We start from the raw sequence: 19,159 nt of genomic DNA, 5'->3' as shown, positions 1-19,159 counted from the left end.
CTCGATCAACAAAAGTTCAGCCCGTCAGGGGAAGAAATTTTAGGCAGCTGGGTGCATGGACGGATTTTGAGAGGGGTATGAAGGAGGGCTTTATCGCTCCCTGTCAGGTTCTGCTCTCAGGTTCGGTTCCCAGGTTCGGTTCCGCGGTGTGATTCCGCTGTCAGGTTCTACCGTCAGGTTCCGCTCCAGGTTCTGCTGTCTGGTTCTGCTCCGGGTTTCGTTTCCGGTTTCGCTACCGGTCCTGCTTCCGGTTTCGCTTCCGGTTCTGGTGTCAGGTCCGGTCGTCCCGGTAGTCGTTGTACGTCCCGGGCGGTGCCGGTGACGTCGTCGAGGAAGCCCTGGGCGCGGGGCGAGGCGTGTGCGGTGAGCCAGGCGGGGTCGATGTCGCACACCGCGACCCGGACTCCGGTGCCCTTGAGGGCCAGCGGCAGGGTGTGGACGACGGTGGAGGGGAAGCTGAGGACCAGGCGGCCGACCGGGCCGCGGCGGGCGATCAGCTCCAGCGGGAGGTCGGGGCGGACCACCTCCAGGCCGGTCTCGGTGGCCAGCCGGTGGAGCTTGCCGGCGCCTTCCCGGCGATGGGCGAAGTAGCGGGTGGCGCCGTGCGTACGGGCCAGGCGGGCGACCGCGGCCAGGTAGCGGTCGGCGTCGACCACGCCGGTCTCGACGAGCGAGGTGCCGACGATGTCGGCGGTGCGGGTCAGGCGGGGCGGGCCGAAGCGGCCGCGGGTCCAGGCGAAGTCGTTGGCGGTGACCGCCATGCCCTCGGGCACCTCGACCGGCATCGAGCTGAAGAGGGCGACGGTGCGGCGGCGCCGGGCGCCCTCGGGGCCGGGGGTGAGGCGGCGGCGGGCGGTGGCGGCGAACGGTGCGAAGAGCAGATCGCGCGGGCTGCGCCCGGAGCCGTGCCGGTGCCAGCGCACCAGCCGTTCACCGCGGGCGAGTTGGCCGATGAACTCCATGGTGGCGGTGCCGTCGTCGACCACGACCAGGTCGCGGGCCCGGGTCAGGCTCAGGAGCAGTTGGACGTAGCGGGAGAAGGGGTCGCCGAGGACGACCCGGTGGGCCCGGCGGAGGAGCGGGGTGAGGCCGCCGATGGTGCGCAGCGGGGCGGTGGCGCCGCCGCGGGCCTCCTCCCAGCGCACGGTGTGGCCTTCGTCGCGGGCGAGTTCGGCCATCCGGCGCAGCTGGCCGCGGGTCATCGGGTCGTGCGGGGAGAGCACGACGACGGTGAGGGCGGCGGCTCCGGCGGTGTGCGCCCATTCGAGGACGTTCAGCAGCTGCACCGGGCTCTCGACGAAGGCGAGGGTGCCGGTGTCCGCGGGGGCGGGGCTCATGTCGTCACCGCCGGGTTCGGTCCGGTTGCGCTGCCGGGGCACCCCGAGGAGGCGGCGGGCGGGAGTCCCCGCCGCCTCCCGGGGTGGGACCTCGGCGCCGGCGGCGCGGGTCCCTTCGGGTGAGTTCACGTCGCGAACTCCGCTCGGCCCGTCAGACGGCGGCCGGCGCGCGGTCGGCGGCGGTCTCGGCGTCCGCGTCCTGTGCGGCGTCGGCCTCGGCGACCACGCCGGCGACCCGGCGCAGCTTCTTCATCGGGCCGAGCTCGCTCTCGTAGACCTTCTTGACGCCGTCGCCGAGGGACTCCTCGATGGTGCGGATGTCGCGGACCAGGCGGGTCAGGCCCTGCGGCTCGACGGAGGCGGCCTGGTCGGAGCCCCACATGGCGCGGTCGAGGGTGATGTGCCGCTCGACGAAGGTGGCGCCGAGGGCGACCGCGGCGAGGGTGGTCTGGAGGCCGGTCTCGTGGCCGCTGTAGCCGATCGGGACGTTGGGGAACTCGGCCTGGAGGGTGTGGATCATGCGGAGGTTGAGCTCTTCGGCCTTGGCCGGGTAGGTGCTGGTGGCGTGGCAGAGCAGGATGTTGGCGCTGCCCAGGACCTCGACGGCGTGCCGGATCTGCTGCGGGGTGGACATGCCGGTGGAGAGGATGACGGTACGGCCGGTGGCGCGCATGGCGCGCAGCAGTTCGTCGTCGGTGAGCGAGGCGGAGGCGACCTTGTAGCAGGGCACGTCGAACTTCTCCAGGAAGGCGACGGACTCGACGTCCCAGGGGGAGGCGAACCACGCGATGCCGCGCTTCTTGCAGTACTCGTCGATGGCGCGGTAGCCGTCCTCGTCGAACTCCACGCGGTGGCGGTAGTCGATGTACGTCATCCGGCCCCAGGGGGTGTCGCGCTCGATGTCCCACTGGTCGCGCGGGGTGCAGATCTCCGGGGTCCGCTTCTGGAACTTGACCGCGTCGCAGCCGGCGTCCGCGGCGGCGTCGATCAGCGCGAAGGCGTTCTCCAGGTCGCCGTTGTGGTTGATGCCGATCTCGCCGGTGACGTAGACGGGACGGCCGGGGCCGACCGGGCGGTCGCCGAGGGAGCGGAAGCGGGAGTCGCTGCTCATGGGAGGTTCCTTCGTTCTGTTCGAGGGTGGTGGATCTGGGGGCGGGGCAGGGGGCGGGTCAGGGGGTGGCGGCCGGGTTCCTGTAACGGCGTTACAGGGCTGGGTGGGTGCTGAGGCGGGTGGGAGCTAGAGGGACGGCCCCAGCAGCCAGCCGGCGATCTCGCGGACGGCGCCGCTGCCGCCGGGTGTGGCGGTGACGGCGCGGGCCGCGCCGCGCACCACGTCGTGGGCGGAGGCGACCGCCACCGGCCAGCCGACGAGGTCGAAGCAGGGCAGGTCGTTGACGTCGTTGCCGACGTAGAGCACCCGCTCGGGGGTGACGCCGGCCTCCTCGCACCACTGCTTGAGGGCGATGTCCTTGCGGTCGATGCCGTGCAGGACGGGCACCTTGAGCTTCCGGGCGCGGGCGGCGACCACCGGGTTCTGCTCGGTGGACAGGATCAGCAGCTTCAGCCCGGCGCGGCGGAGCGCGGCGATCCCCAGGCCGTCGCCCCGGTGCACGGCGACGGTCTCCCGCCCCTCGGCGTCGACCAGGACCCGGTCGTCGGTCTGGGTGCCGTCGAAGTCGAGGACGACGGCGTCGACGTCCTCGCGGGACGGCAGGGTGCCGGGGCGCGGAGCGTCGAGGAGCGGGGCGAGAGCGCGGGCCCGGGCCAGATCGTGCGGGTCGTCGATCTCCAGCACCCGGGCCGGGTCGGTGCGGACCAGTTCGGTGCGGCCGAAGAAGCGGTGGCCGCTGGTGCGGAAGCCGGCCGCGTCCATGGCGTAGGCGGCGCCGGTCTCCAGCAGGTCCTGCGGGCGGTCCTGGCGGCGCGGCCGGAAGGACTTGTCGTGGTTGACGCCGTGGCCGCCGTCGGTGGCGGCGCTCCCCGCGGCGACCGCGCCGACCGCGCCGACCGCGGCATCGGCGTCCCGCCAGACGAAGCCGTGGAAGGGCGCGACGGTCAGTGCGCTGTCGGCGCCGTCCTCGACGACCGCGGCGGCCACGGCGTCGATGTCCTCGCTGGTGAGGAACGGGCTGGTGCACTGGACGAGCAGCACCGCGTCGACCGGGCGGCCCTGTTCGGCCTCGTAGGTGTCCATGGCGTGCCGGACCGCGGCCTCGCTGGTGGCGGTGTCGCCGGCGATCTCGCCGGGGCGGGCTATGACCACCGCGCCGGCGCCGCGGGCGGCGGCGGCGATCCCGGCGTCGTCGGTGGAGACGATCACGTCGGTGACCAGCCGGGCGGCCCGGCACTCGCGGACTGCGCGGGCCACCAGAGGCACGCCCCCGACGGCGGCGAGGTTCTTGGCGGGGACGCCCTTGGAGCCGCCGCGGGCGGGGATGACGGCCACAACGGTGGGGGGCATGGGGCTCTCCTTGGTCGGGCGGGGGCCGGTCGCGGTTCCTGGTCGTGCGCCGCCGCGCCGGGCGTCACGCACGGTTCTCGGTCGTTCGCTTCTTGCGGCGGCGCTCACAGTTGCCCCCAGCGGCGGATGGCGGGGGCGACGCGTTGGACGCCGTGCCGGTACGCGCCCCGGGCCGCCTCGCGCACCGTGTCGCGGACGAACTTCCGTAGCCCGCCGGCCTCTTGGGCCGTCTCGACGTGGCCGGCGAGGGGTGCGCCCTGCGGGTCCAGGCCGTAGCGGGCGAGGATGCCGGGCAGGTAGCCGGGGGCGGTGCGGGGCGTGTAGTACGGGGTGAGCGGCGGCAGGTGGTCGGCGGCGGCCAGCGCGGTGACCCGGTCGCGGGCGGCGTCGAAGGCGGTCTCGTATGTCCCGCCCGCGGCGACGCCCTGGCGGGCCAGCCACTCCGGGCGGGGCTCCGGGCGGTGGCCTGCGTCGAGTTCGTCCCAGGAGGCCAGGCAGCCGGAGCCGAGGAAGTGGTGGTTGCCGAGCGCCTCGCGGATGCCGAGGTCGGTGAGGACGGCGGTGGGGATGCCGCGGTGCAGCGACTCCAGGGCGGCGGTGGAGCTGACCGTGACCATCAGGTCGGTGCGGTCCAGGACCTCGCCCATGTTGCCGTACACCAGGCGGCAGTTGGCGGGCAGTCGGCCGGGGAGTTTGGCAACGAGCTTCTGGTAGGGCAGTTCCTCGATGTGAGTGGTGTGCTCGCCGGGCCTGCTGCGGAGTTTGACCAGCACCTCGCGGTCGGGGTGCCGGCTGGCGTGCTCAACTGCCCGCCGCAGCAGGTACGTTCGCGCCTCGCGGCTGTCGGGGACGGAGGGCTGGGCGGCGAACACCACGGTGTGGGGCCGGTGTCCTTGCTCCGCGGACGGGGTGTGCGGCTCCTGGTAGGGGGCGCCGCCGAGGAAGGGCAGTGCGCACTCCACGACGCTGTCGTCCGGTGCGCCGACGCCCTGGTAGACCGCGCGGAACCGGTCCGCGTCGTGCCGGGAGTTGGCGAGCACCACATCCGCGCCGTGCCGCAGCAGCAGGCCGTCGGCGAGCTTCTCGTAGACCACGCCGACGTAGCCGGTGACGACGACGGGGCGGCGGCCGCCCGCCGGAGCTTCGGCGCGCCAGGCGTGCCGCAGTCCGTGCAGCATCGCCTGGACGGCGCCGCCGACGCAGGCCAGCACCAGCACGTCGTAGCCGGTGTCGTCCCCGGCCCGCGCGCCGCGTTCCATCAGGTCGAGGAAGTCGACGCCCCGGATTTCCCGCAGCGAGTCCGCGCGGGCGCCGACCTCGCCGAGTTGGCGGACGGTGGGGGTGGCGCGGCCGCGGAGCAGGTAGCCGTCGAGCCGGGCGTCCGGTTGGAGTCGGCGGGCGGTCAGGGCGCCCCACTTCCACCGGGTGTCCGAGTCGGCGAGCACCGCGACCCGCGGTGCGGAATGGGTACGTGATGGCACGTCGAAGACGCTAGGAAGGCGCGACGGTCGGCGGGCCAACTGGGAAGCAACAAAGGGTTAACAGCCGACCGACGAACGTCGAACCCACCCGGATACCGCCCGGTTACCGCCCGGCCACCGGCCTGGTTAACCATCCCGCCATTCTTCGTTCACCGCCAAGTACGCGCCGCGTCAAGACGAATGCCGGGCGCCGCCCCTAACGTCACGGGGGTGGTCAAGCTCTCCGTCGTCGTGCCGTTCTACAACGTGCAGACATACGCGCCCGATACTCTGAAAAGCCTGGCGGCGAACTCTCGCGAGGATTTCGAATTCCTGCTCGTCGACGACTGTTCACGCGACGGGACACCGGAGATCCTCACCCGCGCCGCGGCGGACCTCCCGGGCGCCCGGGTGCTGCGGCACGAGAAGAACGGCGGCCTGGCCACCGCCCGGAACACCGGGCTGGACGCGGCCCGCGGCAGGTACCTCACCTTCCTCGACGGGGACGACTGGCTGGCCCCCGGCTACCTTTCCGAACTCCTCTCCACCATCGAGGAGTTGGGGTGCGACTTCGTCCGGACGGACCACGTCCAGTGCACCGCCCGGACGCGCACCGTGCACCGGGTCCCGCACGGCCGGCGGGGGGTGGTGATGGATCCGCGGAGCGTGATCCTGCCCGCCGACCGCTCCACCTCGGTCGACTACGCCTACGCCTGGGCCGGGATCTACCACCGCCGACTCCTCGACGACGGGCTGCTGCACTTCACCGACGGACTGCGCACCGCGGAGGACCGGCCGTGGATCTGGCGGCTGCACCGCGAGGCGAAATCCATGGCGGTGACCGGTCTGCTGGGCGTTTTCTACCGGCGCGGAGTGGCTTCCTCGCTGACCCAGATCGGCGATGTCCGGCAATTGGACTTCATCCGCGCTTTCGATCAGGTGATCGAGGAAACGGCGCGGGACCGCGAGGCGCATCTGCTGTTGCCGAAGGCGGTCCGCACGTATTGCGCGATCATTTCCCACCACCTCGGCTCGATCGAACGATTCGAGCCACCGGTCGCCCGTAAATTGCGGGCGATGAGCGCCGCGGCCATGAAACGCATGCCGCAGGACGTACTGAAGGAAGCCCTGGATTCCATGGATGTACAGCGCGCGTCCCGGCTGCGGCGGCTGCGTCGTCGCGGCGTCCCGGCGGAGGTCGCCGCCTGATGCCCGGCCGGCCCCGTACCCAGATCTTTCTGGCGTCCACCCTCTACGGCGCGGCGACCCTGGCCGCCGCCCTGGACGCCGACCTGTTCGCACCGGCCGACCGTCGACTGCTGCTGATCAGCAACAACGCGACGACCCCGGAGACCACCCCGGCGCTGGACGCCATGCCCGGTTTCGCGCGGCTGCGCGACCGCTTCGACCGCGTGCTGTCCTGGAACGAGACGATCCGCCCGTTCCACCCCGGCGGCTGGTCCCCGCGCCTCGACGACGTCCCGCTGTGGGAGCGGCAGCTGCGGCTGCTGTGGGAACTTGGCGACGACGACGTCGAGTTGGTCGTGGAGTCGATCCAGGTCAACCCGGCGCTGGCGCTGGCGCAGCTGTTCCCCGGCGCGCCCGTCCACGTCTACGCCGACGGGCTGATGAGCTACGGCCCGACCCGCAACAAGCTCGACCCGCTGGTCGGCACCCGGATCGACCGACTGCTGCACCTGGACCTGGTGCCGGGCCTCAAACCGCTGCTGCTCACCGAGTTCGGGGTGGAGCCGGTGACCGTGCCGACCGCCGCCTTCACCAAGGTGCTGGCCGAACTCGCCGACGACGGCGAGGCACCGGACGATCTGGCCGACGTCCCGGAGGGTGCGGCACTCCTGCTCGGCCAGTACCTCTCGGCACTGTCCATCCTCACCCCGCAGGAGGAAGAGGAACTGCACGTCCGGATGGTGCGCGGGGCGGTCGAGCGGGGCCACCGCGAGATCGTCTTCAAACCGCACCCGTCGGCACCGGCCCGCTGGTCGCGACTGCTGGAACAGGAGGCCGAGAAGCTCGCGGTCTCACTGACCGTGCTGGACCGGCCGGTGCTCGCCGAGGTCCTCTACCAGCGGGCCCGCCCGGCGCTGGTGGTCGGCTGCTTCTCCACCGCGCTGCTGACCGCGTCCGTCTTCTACGACCTGCCGGTGGCCCGGGCCGGCACCGGGCTGCTGCTGGAGCGGCTCAGCCCGTATCAGAACAGCAACCGGGTGCCGGTGACGCTGGTGGACGCGCTGGTGCCGGACCTCGCCGACCGCAGCGAGCGGCCGCGCGCCGCCGCCCGCCCGGAGGACGTCGCCCCGCTGGTCACCGCCGTCGGCTACGCGATGCAGCACCAGATCTACCCGCACCTGCGGCCGGCCGCCGAACGCTACCTGGCGGCCCACCTGAGTCCGTACACCCGGCGCTACTTCAAGCGCCGCCGGCTCACCGCGCTGGCGCTGCCCGGCGCGATCCCGTCCCAGCTGTCGTTCATCCCGCGCAATGCCGCGGTCCGCCGGGTGGCGCGTCGGGCCCGGGCCGTGCAGCGCCGATTGAGGAAGCGGACCGCCGCCTGATGACCACCACCTCACCGCCGGCCGGGGCGCCCCGCGTGGCACCGGACCGCACCGCGGCCGGCGCGCCGGGCGCCGGTCCGGCCGCCACCCGGGACACCGCGATACCGGCCCGCGGCCGGAGCGGTGGCGCCGCCCGACTGCGCGCCCTGGACGGGCTGCGGCTGCTCGCCGCCCTGATGGTCGCCGCGTACCACTACGGCGGCCGCAACGGCGACATCTCCCGGGCCTGGGGCGACTCCCCGGCCCACCAATTCCCCTACGCCTCCGGCGCGTTCGCCTACGGCTGCCTGGGCGTCCAGATCTTCTTCGTCATCAGCGGCTTCGTCATCTGCCTCAGCGGCTGGGGCCGGACCCTGCGCTCCTTCATCGCGAGCCGCGTCTCCCGCCTCTATCCCGCCTACTGGGTGGCGATCCTGCTGGTCACCGCGGTCTTCGCGCTCCCCTGGGTCGCGTTCAAGGCCCTCTCACCGAGCGAGGTGCTGACGAACCTCACCATGCTCCAGTACCCGCTGGGCGTGCACCGGGTCCTCGGCGTCTGCTGGACGCTCTGGGCGGAGATGCGCTTCTACGCCCTCTTCGCGCTGTGCGTCGTCCTCCCGGGCGCCACCCGCGGCCGGGTCGTGCTCTTCTGCGCCGGCTGGACGCTGGCCGCGGCCCTGGCGCAGTCCGCCCACGACCCGTTCCTCAGCACCGTCCTGATGCCGCAGTACGCCCCGTTCTTCATCGGCGGCGTGGGCCTGTACCTGCTGCACCGCTTCGGCCCCCGGGACCCGGTCGCCTGGACGATCGTGCTGGTCAGCTGGCTGATCGGCCAGCACTACGCGGTCGCCGGCCTGTGGCACGCGCCGTCCGTGCACGCCTTCTCCTACCGCTCGGCGTCCGTGATCATCGCCATCGTGACCCTCGGCTTCGCCGCGGTCGCCGCCGTCGCCCTCGGCGCATTCCGCTGGGCGAACTGGCGCTGGCTGACCGTCGCCGGGGCGCTGACCTACCCCTTCTACCTCGTCCACGAGCACCTGGGCTGGGTCGTGATCGGCGTACTGCACCGCGGCGCCGGGCTGCCCTCGTACGCCACGTTCCTGCTGACCGTCGGCCTGATGCTGCTGCTGGCATGGGTGCTGCACCGGTGGGTCGAACGACCGCTGACCCCACGCCTGCGCCGCGCGATCGACCCGCGCCGCTAGGGCCTGCCGCCACCCCGCGGGGCGGACCACCCCCGCCCCGCGGACCGCTCAACCTCTCAACTCCCCTCCCTCTTCAGGCGGTTGGCCTCGATGCCGGCCACGATGATCCGCAGTCCGGCCTCGAACGCCTCCTCGGTGTCCCCGAAGAGCGTCCGCCCGGCCCGCGCGGCGAGCGGGTACGTCGCGCCCAGCCGGCGCTCCCGCTCATCGAGGTCGTAGGACGGGTCACGGACCTCCGGGCGCTCTGGTTCCGGGTGCACCGACTGCTCCTCGATGACCAGCCCGACCGTGTAGTTGTACGCGGTCCACCAGGCGCGGGCCGCCTCGGTGAGGGTGAAGCCGACCGCGGTGAAGTGGCTGAGGAAGAGTTCCAGGGGCGCGGCGAAGCTGTCGTCCGTCATCCGCGTCCCGGCGACGACCTTGCCCCCGTCGCGGTAGGTGAGCAGTTCCCGGCGGAGCGCGGCGCAGGTGTTCCGGACCATCTCCTGCCAGGACGGCCACCGGCCGTCCGCCCCCGGCCCACCCGCGGGCAGCGTCGACCGGAACAGCCGCCGGAAGATCTCGGTCGCCATCTCGTCCAGCAGTTCCTGCTTGTTCTTGAAGTGCCAGTAGAGCGCCGGCGCCTGGACGTCGAGTTCCTTGGCGATCCGCCGGAGGGTCAGCCCGTCCAGGCCACCCTCGTTCAACAGCCGCAGGGCGGTCTCCACCACCGAATTCCGGTCAATACGCGAAGCCATGTTGACAACTTAACACCGTTAAGGGCAGCCTCGAAAGCATGGCACTTAACAGCGTTAAGGAAACCTTCGCCAACCCCACCGAGGGCACCTTCGAGGCCGCCGCCGGGGACGCCACCGCGCCGCCCGTCGACGTCCTGATCTCCGGCGCCGGCCCGACCGGCCTCGCGCTCGGCATCGACCTCACCCGCCGGGGCGTGACCACCCTTGTCGTCGAGCGGCAGACCACCCTCTCCCCCGGCGCCCGCGGCACCGGCGTCCAGCCGCGCACCCAGGAGGTCTACGACGACCTCGGCGTGCTCCCCGCCGCGCACGCCGCCGGCGGCCTCTACCCGCCCATGGCACTGTGGGAGGACGGCCGGATCGTCCGCACCCACCAGATGATCGAGCGGGTCGCCCCGACCCCCTCCACCCCCTACTCCGAGAGCCTGATGCTCCCCCAGTGGCGCAACGTCCAGCTGCTCCACGACCGCCTGCGCGACCTCGGCGGCAGCGTCCAACTGGACACCGCACTCACCGACTTCACCCAGGACGACGACGGCGTGACCGCCCGCCTGACCGGGCCCGACACCGCCGTACACACCGTCCGGGCCCGCTACCTGGTCGCCTGCGACGGCGGCGGCAGCACCGTTCGCAAGCAGCTCGGCACCCGGATGACCGGGCCGGAGCTCGCCCCGGGCCACGCCGTCCTCGCCGACGTCCGCCTCGACGGCCTCGACCGCGACCACTGGCACCGCTGGATGCTGCCGACCGGCGGCTTCGTCGGCCTCCTCCCGCTGGCCGGCACCGACGACTTCCAGATGCTTGCCGCGGCGGCCACCGCCGAGCCGGACACCTCCCACGAGGCGGTCCGCGACCTGATCGCCACGCACACCCACCTCACCCGCGACCAGGTCCGCGAGGTGCTGTGGACGTCCCTCTACCGCCCCAAGGCCGGCATGGTCGACGCCTACCGCCACGGCCGGGTCTTCCTGGCCGGCGACGCCGCGCACGTCCATTCCCCGGCCGGCGGCCAGGGCCTGAACACCAGCGTCCAGGACGCCTACAACCTCGGCTGGAAGCTCGGCCAAGTGCTCCGGCACGGCGCCCCGGACACCCTCCTCGACACCTACCAGACCGAGCGCCGCCCGATAGCCGCCCGCATCCTGGAGACCAGCACCCGACTGCACCGCTCCGGCAGCCTCCACCGCGGCCGCGACCTGCACCAACTCGACATCGGCTACCCGGACAGCCCGCTCACCCGCGAACTCCGCGCCGACCTCCCCGACGGCGCCCGCACCGCCGGCGACCGCGCCCCCGACGCCCCCTGCACCACCCCCGACGGCACGCCCACCCACCTCTTCGACGCCTTCCGCGGCCCGCACTTCACCGTGCTCGCCCTCGACGCCCCGGACCTGGACACCCCCGCCCTCACCAAAGCGGCCGGCTCCACCCCCCTCCACACCCTCCACGTCGGCGGCCCCACCCCCGACCTCCTCGACCCCGACGGCCACCTCCGCGCGGCCTACGGCACCACCCCGACCGTCTTCCTGATCCGCCCGGACGGCTACGTCGCGGTGGCGGCCCCACCGGAGGAGGCGACGGCGGCCGTAGCCGAAGCGTTGGAGACGCACTTCGGTGCCACGCCCGCTACCGTCTGATCCCCCGAGGCGGCCGGCCGATCGACGCCGAAGACTCAATCCGCCTCGGGCAGGAGCCCCTTCAAGTACCGGCCCGTCGCGGCGACGAACGCCTCGCGGGCCTTCTTGAAGTCGACCCAATTCGGCTCGGTGCCGCCCCCCTTGTGCAGGGCCGCCGCCCGCTCCACCAGGACGCGGGCCTCCTTGACCGGCCCCACCGCTTCCAGGTCGATCACGTTGAACGCGGCGCGACTCTTGAGATAGGCGCGGTCGACGTCCTCCACTGCCGCCGCCTCGTCCGGTCGGCCGTCGGACGTCTTGTACCGACCGTCGCAGCGGTGCCAGGCGACGCGGAGTTCGTCGTCCACGGCGTTGAGGAAGGCGGCGTAGGTGTCGCGGCGGGCGAGGTAGAGAGTGACGGCGGCCGTGTCATCCATGGCGGTGACTCCCGTGGTAAACGCTGGCTTACGGGCCGACACGGTACCCGCCGACCCCCTCGAACACGGGCGTACGGGCGGGAATTCACCGATGCGAGAACGCTCAACAGTCCGTACGGGAGATCTCCGGATTGGCGTACCGCACCGAGCGCCGTGGCGACATGCGTACCGGCGCCACGGTCCGCCGTCCGTCCACCCCGCCGTTCTCGCTGTCACCGCCGGTCGGCGCGCACTCTGCATCCGGCGCGCAGGCCAGCTGCGGGGAACACGTGTCGAAACTGGGGTTGCAGTCCGGCAGACACGTGGGCTGCTCAGAGACACGCGTGTGCGGGAACGTCTCCTCCAGTGCGGCGCGCACCTCGCACGCCGCATGCCCCTTGTAGATCTCGTCGAGGCTATGGGTGTGGACGTTGCCGAGCACCATCCAGCGGGCGAACACGCACGGCCACACTTCCCCGCTCGGAGAGATCGCGAACTTGCCCCGGCCGCATCGCCCGCACAGTTTGCGCATATCCGGCGCCGCATTCTGGGCGCCCCGGCCAAACGGGCGGATACCGTCCGTACGCACATCCCGGATACCGAGCTGCATCAGCGCGTGCGAGGCGTGGCCGGCGCGCTGCCCCTCCAGGACGTGAATCACGCTGCCGCGCATCGGGATGCCCAGCTCGCGCGCCTTGTCGATGTTGGCCCGGGTACGGGCGTGAGATCCCCTGCCTTCGGTCACGTCGTCATGGTCGGCGTGCTCGTCGCTGTAGTAGCTGAAAGCCAGACGCACCCCACGTAGGCTCAGCACCTCCCACACGGCATCGGTGATGTGCGTCAGGTTGGAGAACACTTCCACGCGCATCGCGTACGTGAGGGCGTGACGAATGTAGGTCGGCAGGCCAGGGTGCAGAGTGGGTTCGCCACCGATGAACTGCACATCACGTACGCCCATGCCGTGCAGCTCGTCGATCACCCGCAGCCAGTCTGCGTCGGTCATGTCCCCGTGATCCCCTTGCGGGGAAGAACCGGCATAGCAGTGACGGCAGTTGAGATTGCAGAATCCAGTGATCTCCAGCCATGCAAACGTGGGCCGGAGAGGTAACACGCTCATCTTCCCTCCAGAAAAGGGCGAGGTTCAGCGGGGCACCGTCAGCTCAGGAACTGGGCGCCGTGGCGCCGGATGAGTCCGCCCTCCCGCGTGACTGGGGGGGGGAGGGCGGACCCGATTTCCCTCACCGCGCGGGCGAACCCTGCGCGGCATCCTTCAAGGGAGCGCCCGGGGCGCTCCCCGCGGGACGGACCGGGGCCGCGAGCCGAGCCCGTGGGCTCGGACGGGACGTGCGCTGTCCCTCCTCAGGGCCGTTCCGATCGGGGGAGTCATGCGCGGGCGCGGATCCATATCCGCCCTCACCCGCATCGCTTGCCGCGGAATCGTCGCCCGCGTCGCCCTCGCCGTCTCCCTCGTCCTTGTCGGCAGCGCCCTCCAACTGGAGCAACCGGGCGCCCCGACTCTTCGAAACGCGGTGGACCCTGGCCAGGTGGGCGTTCAATTCGACGGCCAGTAAGTGAAGTTCACCGGGAGTCCAGGACCGCCCGGCGAGGACGTCGCCGGCGTCCTCGATGAGTTCGGCCGCCGAGTCCATCTGCTCCGCCTCCACCCTGTCGGCGAGGCGGGAGACGTAGCCGGTCCCGGTACCGCCGAGAAGGAAGCACGGCTTTCCCTCCGGGCTGCTCCACGGCAACAGCCGTGCGGAGTACATGGGGTTCATCGCGTGGGCACCTCCAGCCCATGGATCCGGCGTGGGCCGATGTCGATGCCATGCACACTCAGCCAGAGCGTCCACCGCCGCTCACGCTGCACGCGGCGCGTACGCCGCTCTTCGGGCGTGAGGACGTAGGGGCGAATCAGTTCGCCGTCCTCAACATCTCCTTCGCACAGCGACAGCGGGCGGGTGCGTCGCCGGATTGAGGTGGCGGCCTCGCCCGCAGTCAGGACTAGCGGAGTTGGCTCGGGCCACGGGTCAGCCGCACAGCAGCGTCCCGAAGCAGGGAATAACAGCCGCACGAGCAACTGACCTAGGGACGCGATAACTTGGGTCACGTCGTCAACCTTCCAGGGGTTGATGGCCATGCCCCCGGGCGTCGACAGCGCCGCGGGGGTCAGATCACCCCAAACTCTGCTGCGATGCGGCAAGCTTGGCTTCCCCTCCGTGGGTATCCCCATCATGGGTAGGCCGATGTTCGAACCAATGCGTCACACTGGCACCAGCAGTTGCGACGGGGCATCCAATGACCGCTTATAAACCGCCGACAGCGTTACCGTGTGACTTCCTGAACCGCGAAGATGTGAGAATCGCGATTGCCGCTCACGACTTCGGCATCGTGTTCCGGCTCGCACGCTCCGAAGCCAAGATCAGTTATTCGAAAATCGCGGCTGAATGCGACATCAAGCCGGAACGCGTCGGCGCCTTGGCACGTGGCCACGGCAGCGTCACGACGTTCGAGAAGATCACCAAGATTGCCGATGCGCTACGCATCCCAGGCCACATGCTCGGTCTCGCTCCCCGTGAGTGGGAGCGGGATCAACCACCTAGTCATGCCCCAGACATGTCTGCACGCACCATGCACACGAATCGGAGCGGAGGAGACACAGTGCGGCGCAGGGAGTTTTTCAAAGCATCGGCCGGAGCGGGATTGGTCGCCGGCTTGCCCGAACCCGAGCAGTTCACGACCGGGCGTCGTATCGGTCGCACTGTTCCCAACCAGCTCAGGGAGCGAACGGCGCGGCTGAGGCGCCTTGACAACATCCTCGGCGGTGGCGACACCTACCGCGTCTACCTCGGCGAGTACCAAGCCACCAAGCGCATGATGCGCGAGGCCAGCTACACGGAAGAGACCAAGCGCGGTCTCCTATCCGTATTGGCCGAACAGGCCCAGCAAGCCGGATGGGCCGCATTCGACGGCGGCATGTCCTCCGACGCGACTGGCTTGTACGAGGAGAGCTACCACGCCGCCTCCGACGCTGGAGATGTGGCCCTCACCGGCAACGCTCTTGCATTCCTCGCCTATCAGAAAGTCAACGATGACCGACAGGCCGGCACGGAGATCGCCCTCCGGTCATGCCGCACGGCAGGTCCCGACGCTCCGCGCGGCGTTCGAGCCTTGTTGTACGAACGCCTGGCGTGGGCCTACGCCGTCGCAGGCGATGCAAGCGGGACAGAACAGGCACTCAATTCGGCCGAAACCGCATTGAGCGAGGATGATGGGACGCCGCAGCCCGACTGGACGGCGTGGGTCGACCTCAACGAGCTCCAGATCATGACCGGTCGCTGTTGGGCCGAACTACACCGTCCGCTACGTGCAGTTCCCGTTCTGGAAGAGGCACTCGGCAAGTACGACAACACCCACGCCCGCGACAAGAGCCTGTACCTGTCCTGGCTGGCGGACGCATACCTGTCCGCCGGAGAAATCGAGCAGGCGGCAGACGTCACGAACCGAGTACTGGACCTCTCCGCCGGAGTAGCATCCGTCCGCCCGCATCAGCGCATCGCGCCGACACTCCGACAACTCATCCCCCACCGCCATCTATCTGCTGTGGCCGAGGTGCTGGACAGGGCAAGGGCCTGAAAGCTCAGCCCACCGAGTCAGGGGCGGTGGCCGTCTCCACCCAGCGCAGGTACGCCGCCGACCCGGCGACGATCGGTACCGCCGTGACTTCCGGGTTGTTCCACGGGTGGTGCTTCAGCAGATGCGCCTCGATCTCGTCGTACCGGTCGGCACGGGTCTTGAACAAGAGCTGCCACTCCTCCCCCGTGCCGAACTGGCCCTGATGCCAGAAGACGGAGACCACGGGGCCGACGATCTGTGCTCCCGCCGCGAGCCGAGCCGACACGACCGACTGAGCGAGCTTGACCGCGGCCTCGCGGGTCTCCGTCGCAGTGGATACCTGAAGGAAGTCCGCCATGTGGCGAGCCTATCGACGCCTGCTCCGCTTCTCGGCGAACACGCATATCTGGCGCAAAGCCCCCGCCAGCCACCCGTAAGGCAGCCGGCAGGGGCTCGTCCGTGGCCGTGGAAACCGTAGGCGACGGCCGCTACACGACCAGCGAGAGCAGCAGCACCCCCACGATCCCCACCACCGAGATCAGCGTCTCCATCACCGACCAGGTCTTCAGGGTCTGGCCGACGTCCATGCCGAAGTACTCCTTGACCATCCAGAAGCCGGCGTCGTTGACGTGGCTGAAGAAGAGGGAGCCGGCGCCGATGGCGAGGACGAGGAGGGCGGTGTGGGTGGTGCTCATCTCGGCGGCGAGGGGAGCGACCAGGCCCGCGGCCGAGATGGTGGCGACCGTGGCGGAGCCGGTGGCGAGGCGGATGGTGACCGCGATCAGCCAGGCCAGCAGCAGCGTGGAGATGTTCCAGTGCTTGGAGATCTCCAGGATCATCTGGCCCACACCGGAGTCCACCAGTGTCTGCTTGAAGCCGCCGCCGGCGCCGACGATCAGCAGCACGCCGGCGATCGGGCCGAGCGAGGACTCGACGGTGGAGGCGATCCTGCCGCGGGTGAAGCCGGCCGCCCGGCCGAGCGTGAACATTCCGACGACGACGGCGGTGAGCAGCGCGATCAGCGGCGAGCCGATGACGTCGAAGACCCGCTGGAGGGTGTGCGCGGGGTTGTCCACGACGACGTCCACGAGGGCCTTGGCCAGCATCATCACGACCGGCAGCAGGACGGTGGCGACGGTGATGCCGAAGCCGGGGCGCTTCTCCAGATCGTCGGCGGTGCGCTGGGGGATCATCTTCTCGGGCGGGGTGATGTCGACCCAGCGGGCCGCGTAGCGGGAGAAGAGCGGGCCGGCGATGATCGCCGCGGGGATGGCGATGACGACGCCCAGCGCCAGCGTGACGCCGAGGTTGGCCTTGACCGCGTCGATCGCGGCGAGCGGCCCGGGGTGCGGGGGAATCAGCCCGTGCATCACGGAGAGTCCGGCCAGCGCCGGGATGCCGATCCGCATGAGGGAGAAGTTGCCGCGCTTGGCGACGAGCAGCACCACGGGGATCAGCAGCACGATGCCGACCTCGAAGAAGATCGGCAGCCCGACGATCCCGGCGATCAGCACCATCGCCCAGGGCATCGCCCGCCGTCCGGCCTTCGCCAGGATCGTGTCCACGATCTGGTCCGCGCCGCCGGAGTCGGCGAGCAGCTTGCCTAGGACGGCGCCCAGCGCGATCAGTACGCCGGTGCCCGCGACCGTGGTCCCCAGCCCGGTGGAGAAGCTGGCGATGGCCTTGTCGAGGGGCGCTCCGGCCACCGCGCCGAGCACCAGCGAACCGATGATCAGCGACAGGAAGGCGTGCAGCTTGAACTTGGTGATCAGCAGGACGATGACGGCGATACCCGCCAGGACGGCGATGCCCAGCTGTGCGTGACCGGCCGAGGTGATCGGCGTGGTCGCGTCCGCTGCGAGCATCTCGACGCTGAGATGTGGCACGGCGATTCCCTTGGTTGGAGGGGAGGGGGAGAAGGGAGAAGCGGCGGAGGGGGTGGGGACGGGGGGTGGGGACGGGTGGGGAGCCGGGCCCCTCGGGGGGGGAAGGGAGGGGCCCGGCGGTCTGGGGGTTCGGCCTCGGCGCGGGGTTACGCGGCCGGGGCCGGGCGGCGCAGTGCGGTGGCGGCCCGGTCGGCGATCTGCTCCGGGGTGCCGGAGACGTCGACGACGACGCCCGCCTCGTCCGGTCCGAGCGGTTCGAGCGTGGCGAACTGGGAGTCCAGCAGTGCGGTGGGCATGAAGTGGCCCTTGCGTTCGGTCATCCGCGCCTCGATGAGCGAGCGGTCGCCGGCGAGGTGGAGGAAGACCACGCCCGGGGCGGCGGCCCGCAGCCGGTCGCGGTAGGCGCGCTTGAGCGCGGAGCAGCTGACCACGCCGCCGTGGCCGGCCCGTCCGTGCGCCCAGGCACCGATGGCGTCGAGCCAGGGGCCGCGGTCGGCGTCGTCCAGGGGGGTGCCCGCCGACATCTTGGCGATGTTGGCCGGCGGGTGGAAGTCGTCGCCCTCGGCGTACGGGACGCCGAGCGCGTCGGCCACCAGGGGACCGATCGTCGTCTTGCCGGTCCCGGCCACACCCATCACGACGATGACGTCGGCGCTGCCCATCCCGAATACCTCGATACCTCGTATGCAGGACATCGCTCACCAGTCAGCCGTTACCGGCGCAATCGGTATGACGCTGTCCTCTTCGACCTCGTGCGCTCCCCACTGAAACTCATTAGGTACGACGTATTCAAGCCCCTGTGACGCAAACGTCATACTTAATTGGCTGAAGTGGCGGAGAGACGGGAACGTAGGCTTGGCCCATGGAAGCGACCGGGAACGGGGACAAGGGGCTGCACGCCCGCGTGCTGGAGTCCCTGGGGCCGGCGATCACCGCGGGCGACTACCCTCCGGGCACGGTCCTGCGCACCGATGAGCTCGCCGGGCGGTTCGACGTCTCCCGCACGGTGATCCGCGAGGCGATCCGGGTCCTGGAGTCCATGCACCTGGTCGCGTCCCGGCGCCGGGTCGGGGTGACCGTCCGCCCGACCGAGGAGTGGAACGTCTACGACCCGCGGGTGATCGGCTGGCGGCTGGCCGGCCGGGACCGTCCCCGGCAGTTGCGCTCACTGACCGTGCTGCGCTCGGCCGTCGAACCGGTGGCGGCCGGGCTGGCCGCCCATCACGCCACCCCTGCTCAGTGCGCCGAACTCACCGAGCACGCCATGGGGATGGTCTCCACCTCGCGCGGCCAGCAGCTCGACGCCTACCTCGTCCACGACATGGCGTTCCACCGGGTGGTGCTGTCCGCCTCCGGCAACGAGATGTTCGCCCGCCTCGCCGAGGTCGTCGCCGCCGTGCTCACCGGCCGCACCCACCACCACGTGATGTTCACCGACCCCGACCCGGCCGCGGTCACCCTGCACGTCCAGGTCGCCGAGGCGATCCGCACCGGGGACGCGGTCCGCGCGGAGGCCCTCACCCGGGAGATCACCGCCGGCGCGATGGCCGAACTCGACGTCCTGGCACCGTAGTTCGCGCCGGGGGCGCCCGTCAGAACAGCGGCTGCTGACCGGGCATCGGCGGTTCCTCGGGGTCGAAGAGCATCGAAGCGGGCGCCATCATCGGCGCGGTCCGCCGCGATCCCGGGCAGGAGATCAGCTCGATCCCGGTCCGCCGCCCCGGCGGGTCGTGGCGGGCGTACCGGCCGCCGACCACGGCGATCTCTCGGGTGCAGATGGGGCAGCGGCGGCGGGGTGCGGACATGCCTCCAGTGTGGCGGACGCGTTCCGGGCACCGCACCCGGCACCCGATCCGGGCACCGACCCGACATCCGTC

The 19,159-nt window shown here is 71.1% G+C and carries 18 protein-coding genes; 6 read left to right on the top strand and 12 right to left on the bottom strand.

Features of this window, described 5'->3' with window-relative positions:
• Positions 1-173: 173 nt before the first annotated feature.
• The 4 genes from ACFVT2_RS25965 to ACFVT2_RS25950 all read right to left on the bottom strand — a co-directional run bounded on the left by ACFVT2_RS25965 (position 174) and on the right by ACFVT2_RS25950 (position 5,279).
• The gene (locus ACFVT2_RS25965; protein WP_390021826.1) at positions 174-1,337 is read right to left on the bottom strand and encodes a hypothetical protein; all 1,164 of its coding nucleotides are present in this window, start codon (positions 1,335-1,337) and stop codon (positions 174-176) included.
• A 151-nt stretch (positions 1,338-1,488) separates the two neighbouring features.
• A complete protein-coding gene (locus ACFVT2_RS25960) occupies positions 1,489-2,448 on the bottom strand; it encodes an N-acetylneuraminate synthase family protein (RefSeq protein ID WP_390021754.1) in 960 nt (319 codons plus the stop codon).
• 126 nt (positions 2,449-2,574) lie between these two features.
• The gene (locus ACFVT2_RS25955; RefSeq protein ID WP_390021753.1) at positions 2,575-3,798 is read right to left on the bottom strand and encodes a cytidylyltransferase domain-containing protein; all 1,224 of its coding nucleotides are present in this window, start codon (positions 3,796-3,798) and stop codon (positions 2,575-2,577) included.
• Between the two features lie 104 nt (positions 3,799-3,902).
• The gene (locus ACFVT2_RS25950) at positions 3,903-5,279 is read right to left on the bottom strand and encodes a DUF6716 putative glycosyltransferase (protein WP_390021752.1); all 1,377 of its coding nucleotides are present in this window, start codon (positions 5,277-5,279) and stop codon (positions 3,903-3,905) included.
• A 210-nt stretch (positions 5,280-5,489) separates the two neighbouring features.
• On the opposite strand from ACFVT2_RS25950, the gene ACFVT2_RS25945 reads away from it, so the two are divergent.
• Genes ACFVT2_RS25945 through ACFVT2_RS25935 form a run of 3 tightly spaced genes read left to right on the top strand, consistent with a single transcriptional unit; the run spans position 5,490 to position 9,015 of the window.
• Positions 5,490-6,467 carry a glycosyltransferase family 2 protein gene (locus tag ACFVT2_RS25945; RefSeq protein ID WP_390021750.1) on the top strand — a complete coding sequence of 326 codons (978 nt, stop codon included), beginning with the start codon at positions 5,490-5,492 and terminating at the stop codon, positions 6,465-6,467.
• The gene (locus ACFVT2_RS25940; RefSeq protein ID WP_390021749.1) at positions 6,467-7,831 is read left to right on the top strand and encodes a polysialyltransferase family glycosyltransferase; all 1,365 of its coding nucleotides are present in this window, start codon (positions 6,467-6,469) and stop codon (positions 7,829-7,831) included. The genes ACFVT2_RS25945 and ACFVT2_RS25940 overlap by 1 nt, the downstream gene beginning before the upstream one ends.
• Positions 7,831-9,015 (top strand): acyltransferase family protein, encoded by a 1,185-nt coding sequence (locus ACFVT2_RS25935; RefSeq protein ID WP_390021748.1) that lies wholly within the window; start codon positions 7,831-7,833, stop codon positions 9,013-9,015. The genes ACFVT2_RS25940 and ACFVT2_RS25935 overlap by 1 nt, the downstream gene beginning before the upstream one ends.
• A gap of 56 nt (positions 9,016-9,071) precedes the next feature.
• On the opposite strand, the gene ACFVT2_RS25930 is transcribed toward ACFVT2_RS25935, so the two are convergent.
• On the bottom strand, positions 9,072-9,752 hold the full coding sequence (locus ACFVT2_RS25930) for a TetR/AcrR family transcriptional regulator C-terminal domain-containing protein (protein WP_390021747.1): 681 nt from the start codon (positions 9,750-9,752) through the stop codon (positions 9,072-9,074).
• A 38-nt stretch (positions 9,753-9,790) separates the two neighbouring features.
• Between ACFVT2_RS25930 and ACFVT2_RS25925 the strand changes: the two genes are divergently transcribed.
• Positions 9,791-11,389 carry an FAD-dependent monooxygenase gene (locus tag ACFVT2_RS25925; protein WP_390021745.1) on the top strand — a complete coding sequence of 533 codons (1,599 nt, stop codon included), beginning with the start codon at positions 9,791-9,793 and terminating at the stop codon, positions 11,387-11,389.
• A 35-nt stretch (positions 11,390-11,424) separates the two neighbouring features.
• On the opposite strand, the gene ACFVT2_RS25920 is transcribed toward ACFVT2_RS25925, so the two are convergent.
• The 3 genes from ACFVT2_RS25920 to ACFVT2_RS25910 all read right to left on the bottom strand — a co-directional run bounded on the left by ACFVT2_RS25920 (position 11,425) and on the right by ACFVT2_RS25910 (position 13,559).
• Positions 11,425-11,805 carry a hypothetical protein gene (locus tag ACFVT2_RS25920; protein WP_390021744.1) on the bottom strand — a complete coding sequence of 127 codons (381 nt, stop codon included), beginning with the start codon at positions 11,803-11,805 and terminating at the stop codon, positions 11,425-11,427.
• Positions 11,806-11,908: 103 nt separating this feature from the next.
• Positions 11,909-12,901, bottom strand: a complete 993-nt coding sequence (locus tag ACFVT2_RS25915; RefSeq protein ID WP_390021743.1) for a radical SAM protein — start codon at positions 12,899-12,901, stop codon at positions 11,909-11,911.
• Between the two features lie 121 nt (positions 12,902-13,022).
• Positions 13,023-13,559 carry a hypothetical protein gene (locus ACFVT2_RS25910; protein WP_390021742.1) on the bottom strand — a complete coding sequence of 179 codons (537 nt, stop codon included), beginning with the start codon at positions 13,557-13,559 and terminating at the stop codon, positions 13,023-13,025.
• A 520-nt stretch (positions 13,560-14,079) separates the two neighbouring features.
• Between ACFVT2_RS25910 and ACFVT2_RS25905 the strand changes: the two genes are divergently transcribed.
• Positions 14,080-15,417 (top strand): XRE family transcriptional regulator, encoded by a 1,338-nt coding sequence (locus ACFVT2_RS25905; RefSeq protein WP_390021741.1) that lies wholly within the window; start codon positions 14,080-14,082, stop codon positions 15,415-15,417.
• Positions 15,418-15,421: 4 nt separating this feature from the next.
• Here ACFVT2_RS25905 and cutA read toward each other — a convergent pair whose 3' ends face one another.
• From cutA to ACFVT2_RS25890, 3 genes are all read right to left on the bottom strand, one after another.
• Positions 15,422-15,754, bottom strand: coding sequence for a divalent-cation tolerance protein CutA (gene cutA / locus ACFVT2_RS25900; RefSeq protein ID WP_390021740.1), 333 nt, complete (start codon positions 15,752-15,754; stop codon positions 15,422-15,424).
• Between the two features lie 130 nt (positions 15,755-15,884).
• Positions 15,885-17,282 carry a gluconate:H+ symporter gene (locus tag ACFVT2_RS25895; protein ID WP_390021738.1) on the bottom strand — a complete coding sequence of 466 codons (1,398 nt, stop codon included), beginning with the start codon at positions 17,280-17,282 and terminating at the stop codon, positions 15,885-15,887.
• Positions 17,283-17,428: 146 nt separating this feature from the next.
• Positions 17,429-17,944 carry a gluconokinase gene (locus ACFVT2_RS25890; RefSeq protein WP_390021736.1) on the bottom strand — a complete coding sequence of 172 codons (516 nt, stop codon included), beginning with the start codon at positions 17,942-17,944 and terminating at the stop codon, positions 17,429-17,431.
• Between the two features lie 200 nt (positions 17,945-18,144).
• Between ACFVT2_RS25890 and ACFVT2_RS25885 the strand changes: the two genes are divergently transcribed.
• Complete coding sequence (locus ACFVT2_RS25885) at positions 18,145-18,855, top strand: FadR/GntR family transcriptional regulator (protein ID WP_390021734.1); 711 nt, start codon at positions 18,145-18,147, stop codon at positions 18,853-18,855.
• Positions 18,856-18,874: 19 nt separating this feature from the next.
• Here the strand turns inward: ACFVT2_RS25885 and ACFVT2_RS25880 are convergent, their stop codons facing one another.
• A complete protein-coding gene (locus ACFVT2_RS25880; RefSeq protein WP_039633444.1) occupies positions 18,875-19,087 on the bottom strand; it encodes a hypothetical protein in 213 nt (70 codons plus the stop codon).
• Positions 19,088-19,159: the final 72 nt, after the last annotated feature.

Origin of the sequence: Streptomyces sp. NPDC058000, assembly GCF_042886435.1 — a bacterium.
In the GTDB taxonomy this organism is placed as follows: Bacteria; Actinomycetota; Actinomycetes; order Streptomycetales; family Streptomycetaceae; genus Streptomyces.
The sequence above is the reverse complement of the archived record's forward strand: the minus strand, read 5'-3'. Positions and strand labels throughout refer to the sequence as shown.

Bases quoted from the DNA above. Each gene is read 5' to 3' on its own strand.
- cutA (WP_390021740.1), bottom strand. From the start codon at position 15,754: ATGGCGGACTTCCTTCAGGTATCCACTGCGACGGAGACCCGCGAGGCC.
- ACFVT2_RS25935 (WP_390021748.1), top strand. From the start codon at position 7,831: ATGACCACCACCTCACCGCCGGCCGGGGCGCCCCGCGTGGCACCGGAC.
- ACFVT2_RS25955 (WP_390021753.1), bottom strand. From the start codon at position 3,798: ATGCCCCCCACCGTTGTGGCCGTCATCCCCGCCCGCGGCGGCTCCAAG.
- ACFVT2_RS25915 (WP_390021743.1), bottom strand. From the start codon at position 12,901: ATGAGCGTGTTACCTCTCCGGCCCACGTTTGCATGGCTGGAGATCACT.
- ACFVT2_RS25910 (WP_390021742.1), bottom strand. From the start codon at position 13,559: ATGAACCCCATGTACTCCGCACGGCTGTTGCCGTGGAGCAGCCCGGAG.
- ACFVT2_RS25930 (WP_390021747.1), bottom strand. From the start codon at position 9,752: ATGGCTTCGCGTATTGACCGGAATTCGGTGGTGGAGACCGCCCTGCGG.
- ACFVT2_RS25960 (WP_390021754.1), bottom strand. From the start codon at position 2,448: ATGAGCAGCGACTCCCGCTTCCGCTCCCTCGGCGACCGCCCGGTCGGC.
- ACFVT2_RS25920 (WP_390021744.1), bottom strand. From the start codon at position 11,805: ATGGATGACACGGCCGCCGTCACTCTCTACCTCGCCCGCCGCGACACC.
- ACFVT2_RS25905 (WP_390021741.1), top strand. From the start codon at position 14,080: ATGACCGCTTATAAACCGCCGACAGCGTTACCGTGTGACTTCCTGAAC.
- ACFVT2_RS25880 (WP_039633444.1), bottom strand. From the start codon at position 19,087: ATGTCCGCACCCCGCCGCCGCTGCCCCATCTGCACCCGAGAGATCGCC.
- ACFVT2_RS25890 (WP_390021736.1), bottom strand. From the start codon at position 17,944: ATGGGCAGCGCCGACGTCATCGTCGTGATGGGTGTGGCCGGGACCGGC.
- ACFVT2_RS25925 (WP_390021745.1), top strand. From the start codon at position 9,791: ATGGCACTTAACAGCGTTAAGGAAACCTTCGCCAACCCCACCGAGGGC.
- ACFVT2_RS25885 (WP_390021734.1), top strand. From the start codon at position 18,145: ATGGAAGCGACCGGGAACGGGGACAAGGGGCTGCACGCCCGCGTGCTG.
- ACFVT2_RS25965 (WP_390021826.1), bottom strand. From the start codon at position 1,337: ATGAGCCCCGCCCCCGCGGACACCGGCACCCTCGCCTTCGTCGAGAGC.
- ACFVT2_RS25940 (WP_390021749.1), top strand. From the start codon at position 6,467: ATGCCCGGCCGGCCCCGTACCCAGATCTTTCTGGCGTCCACCCTCTAC.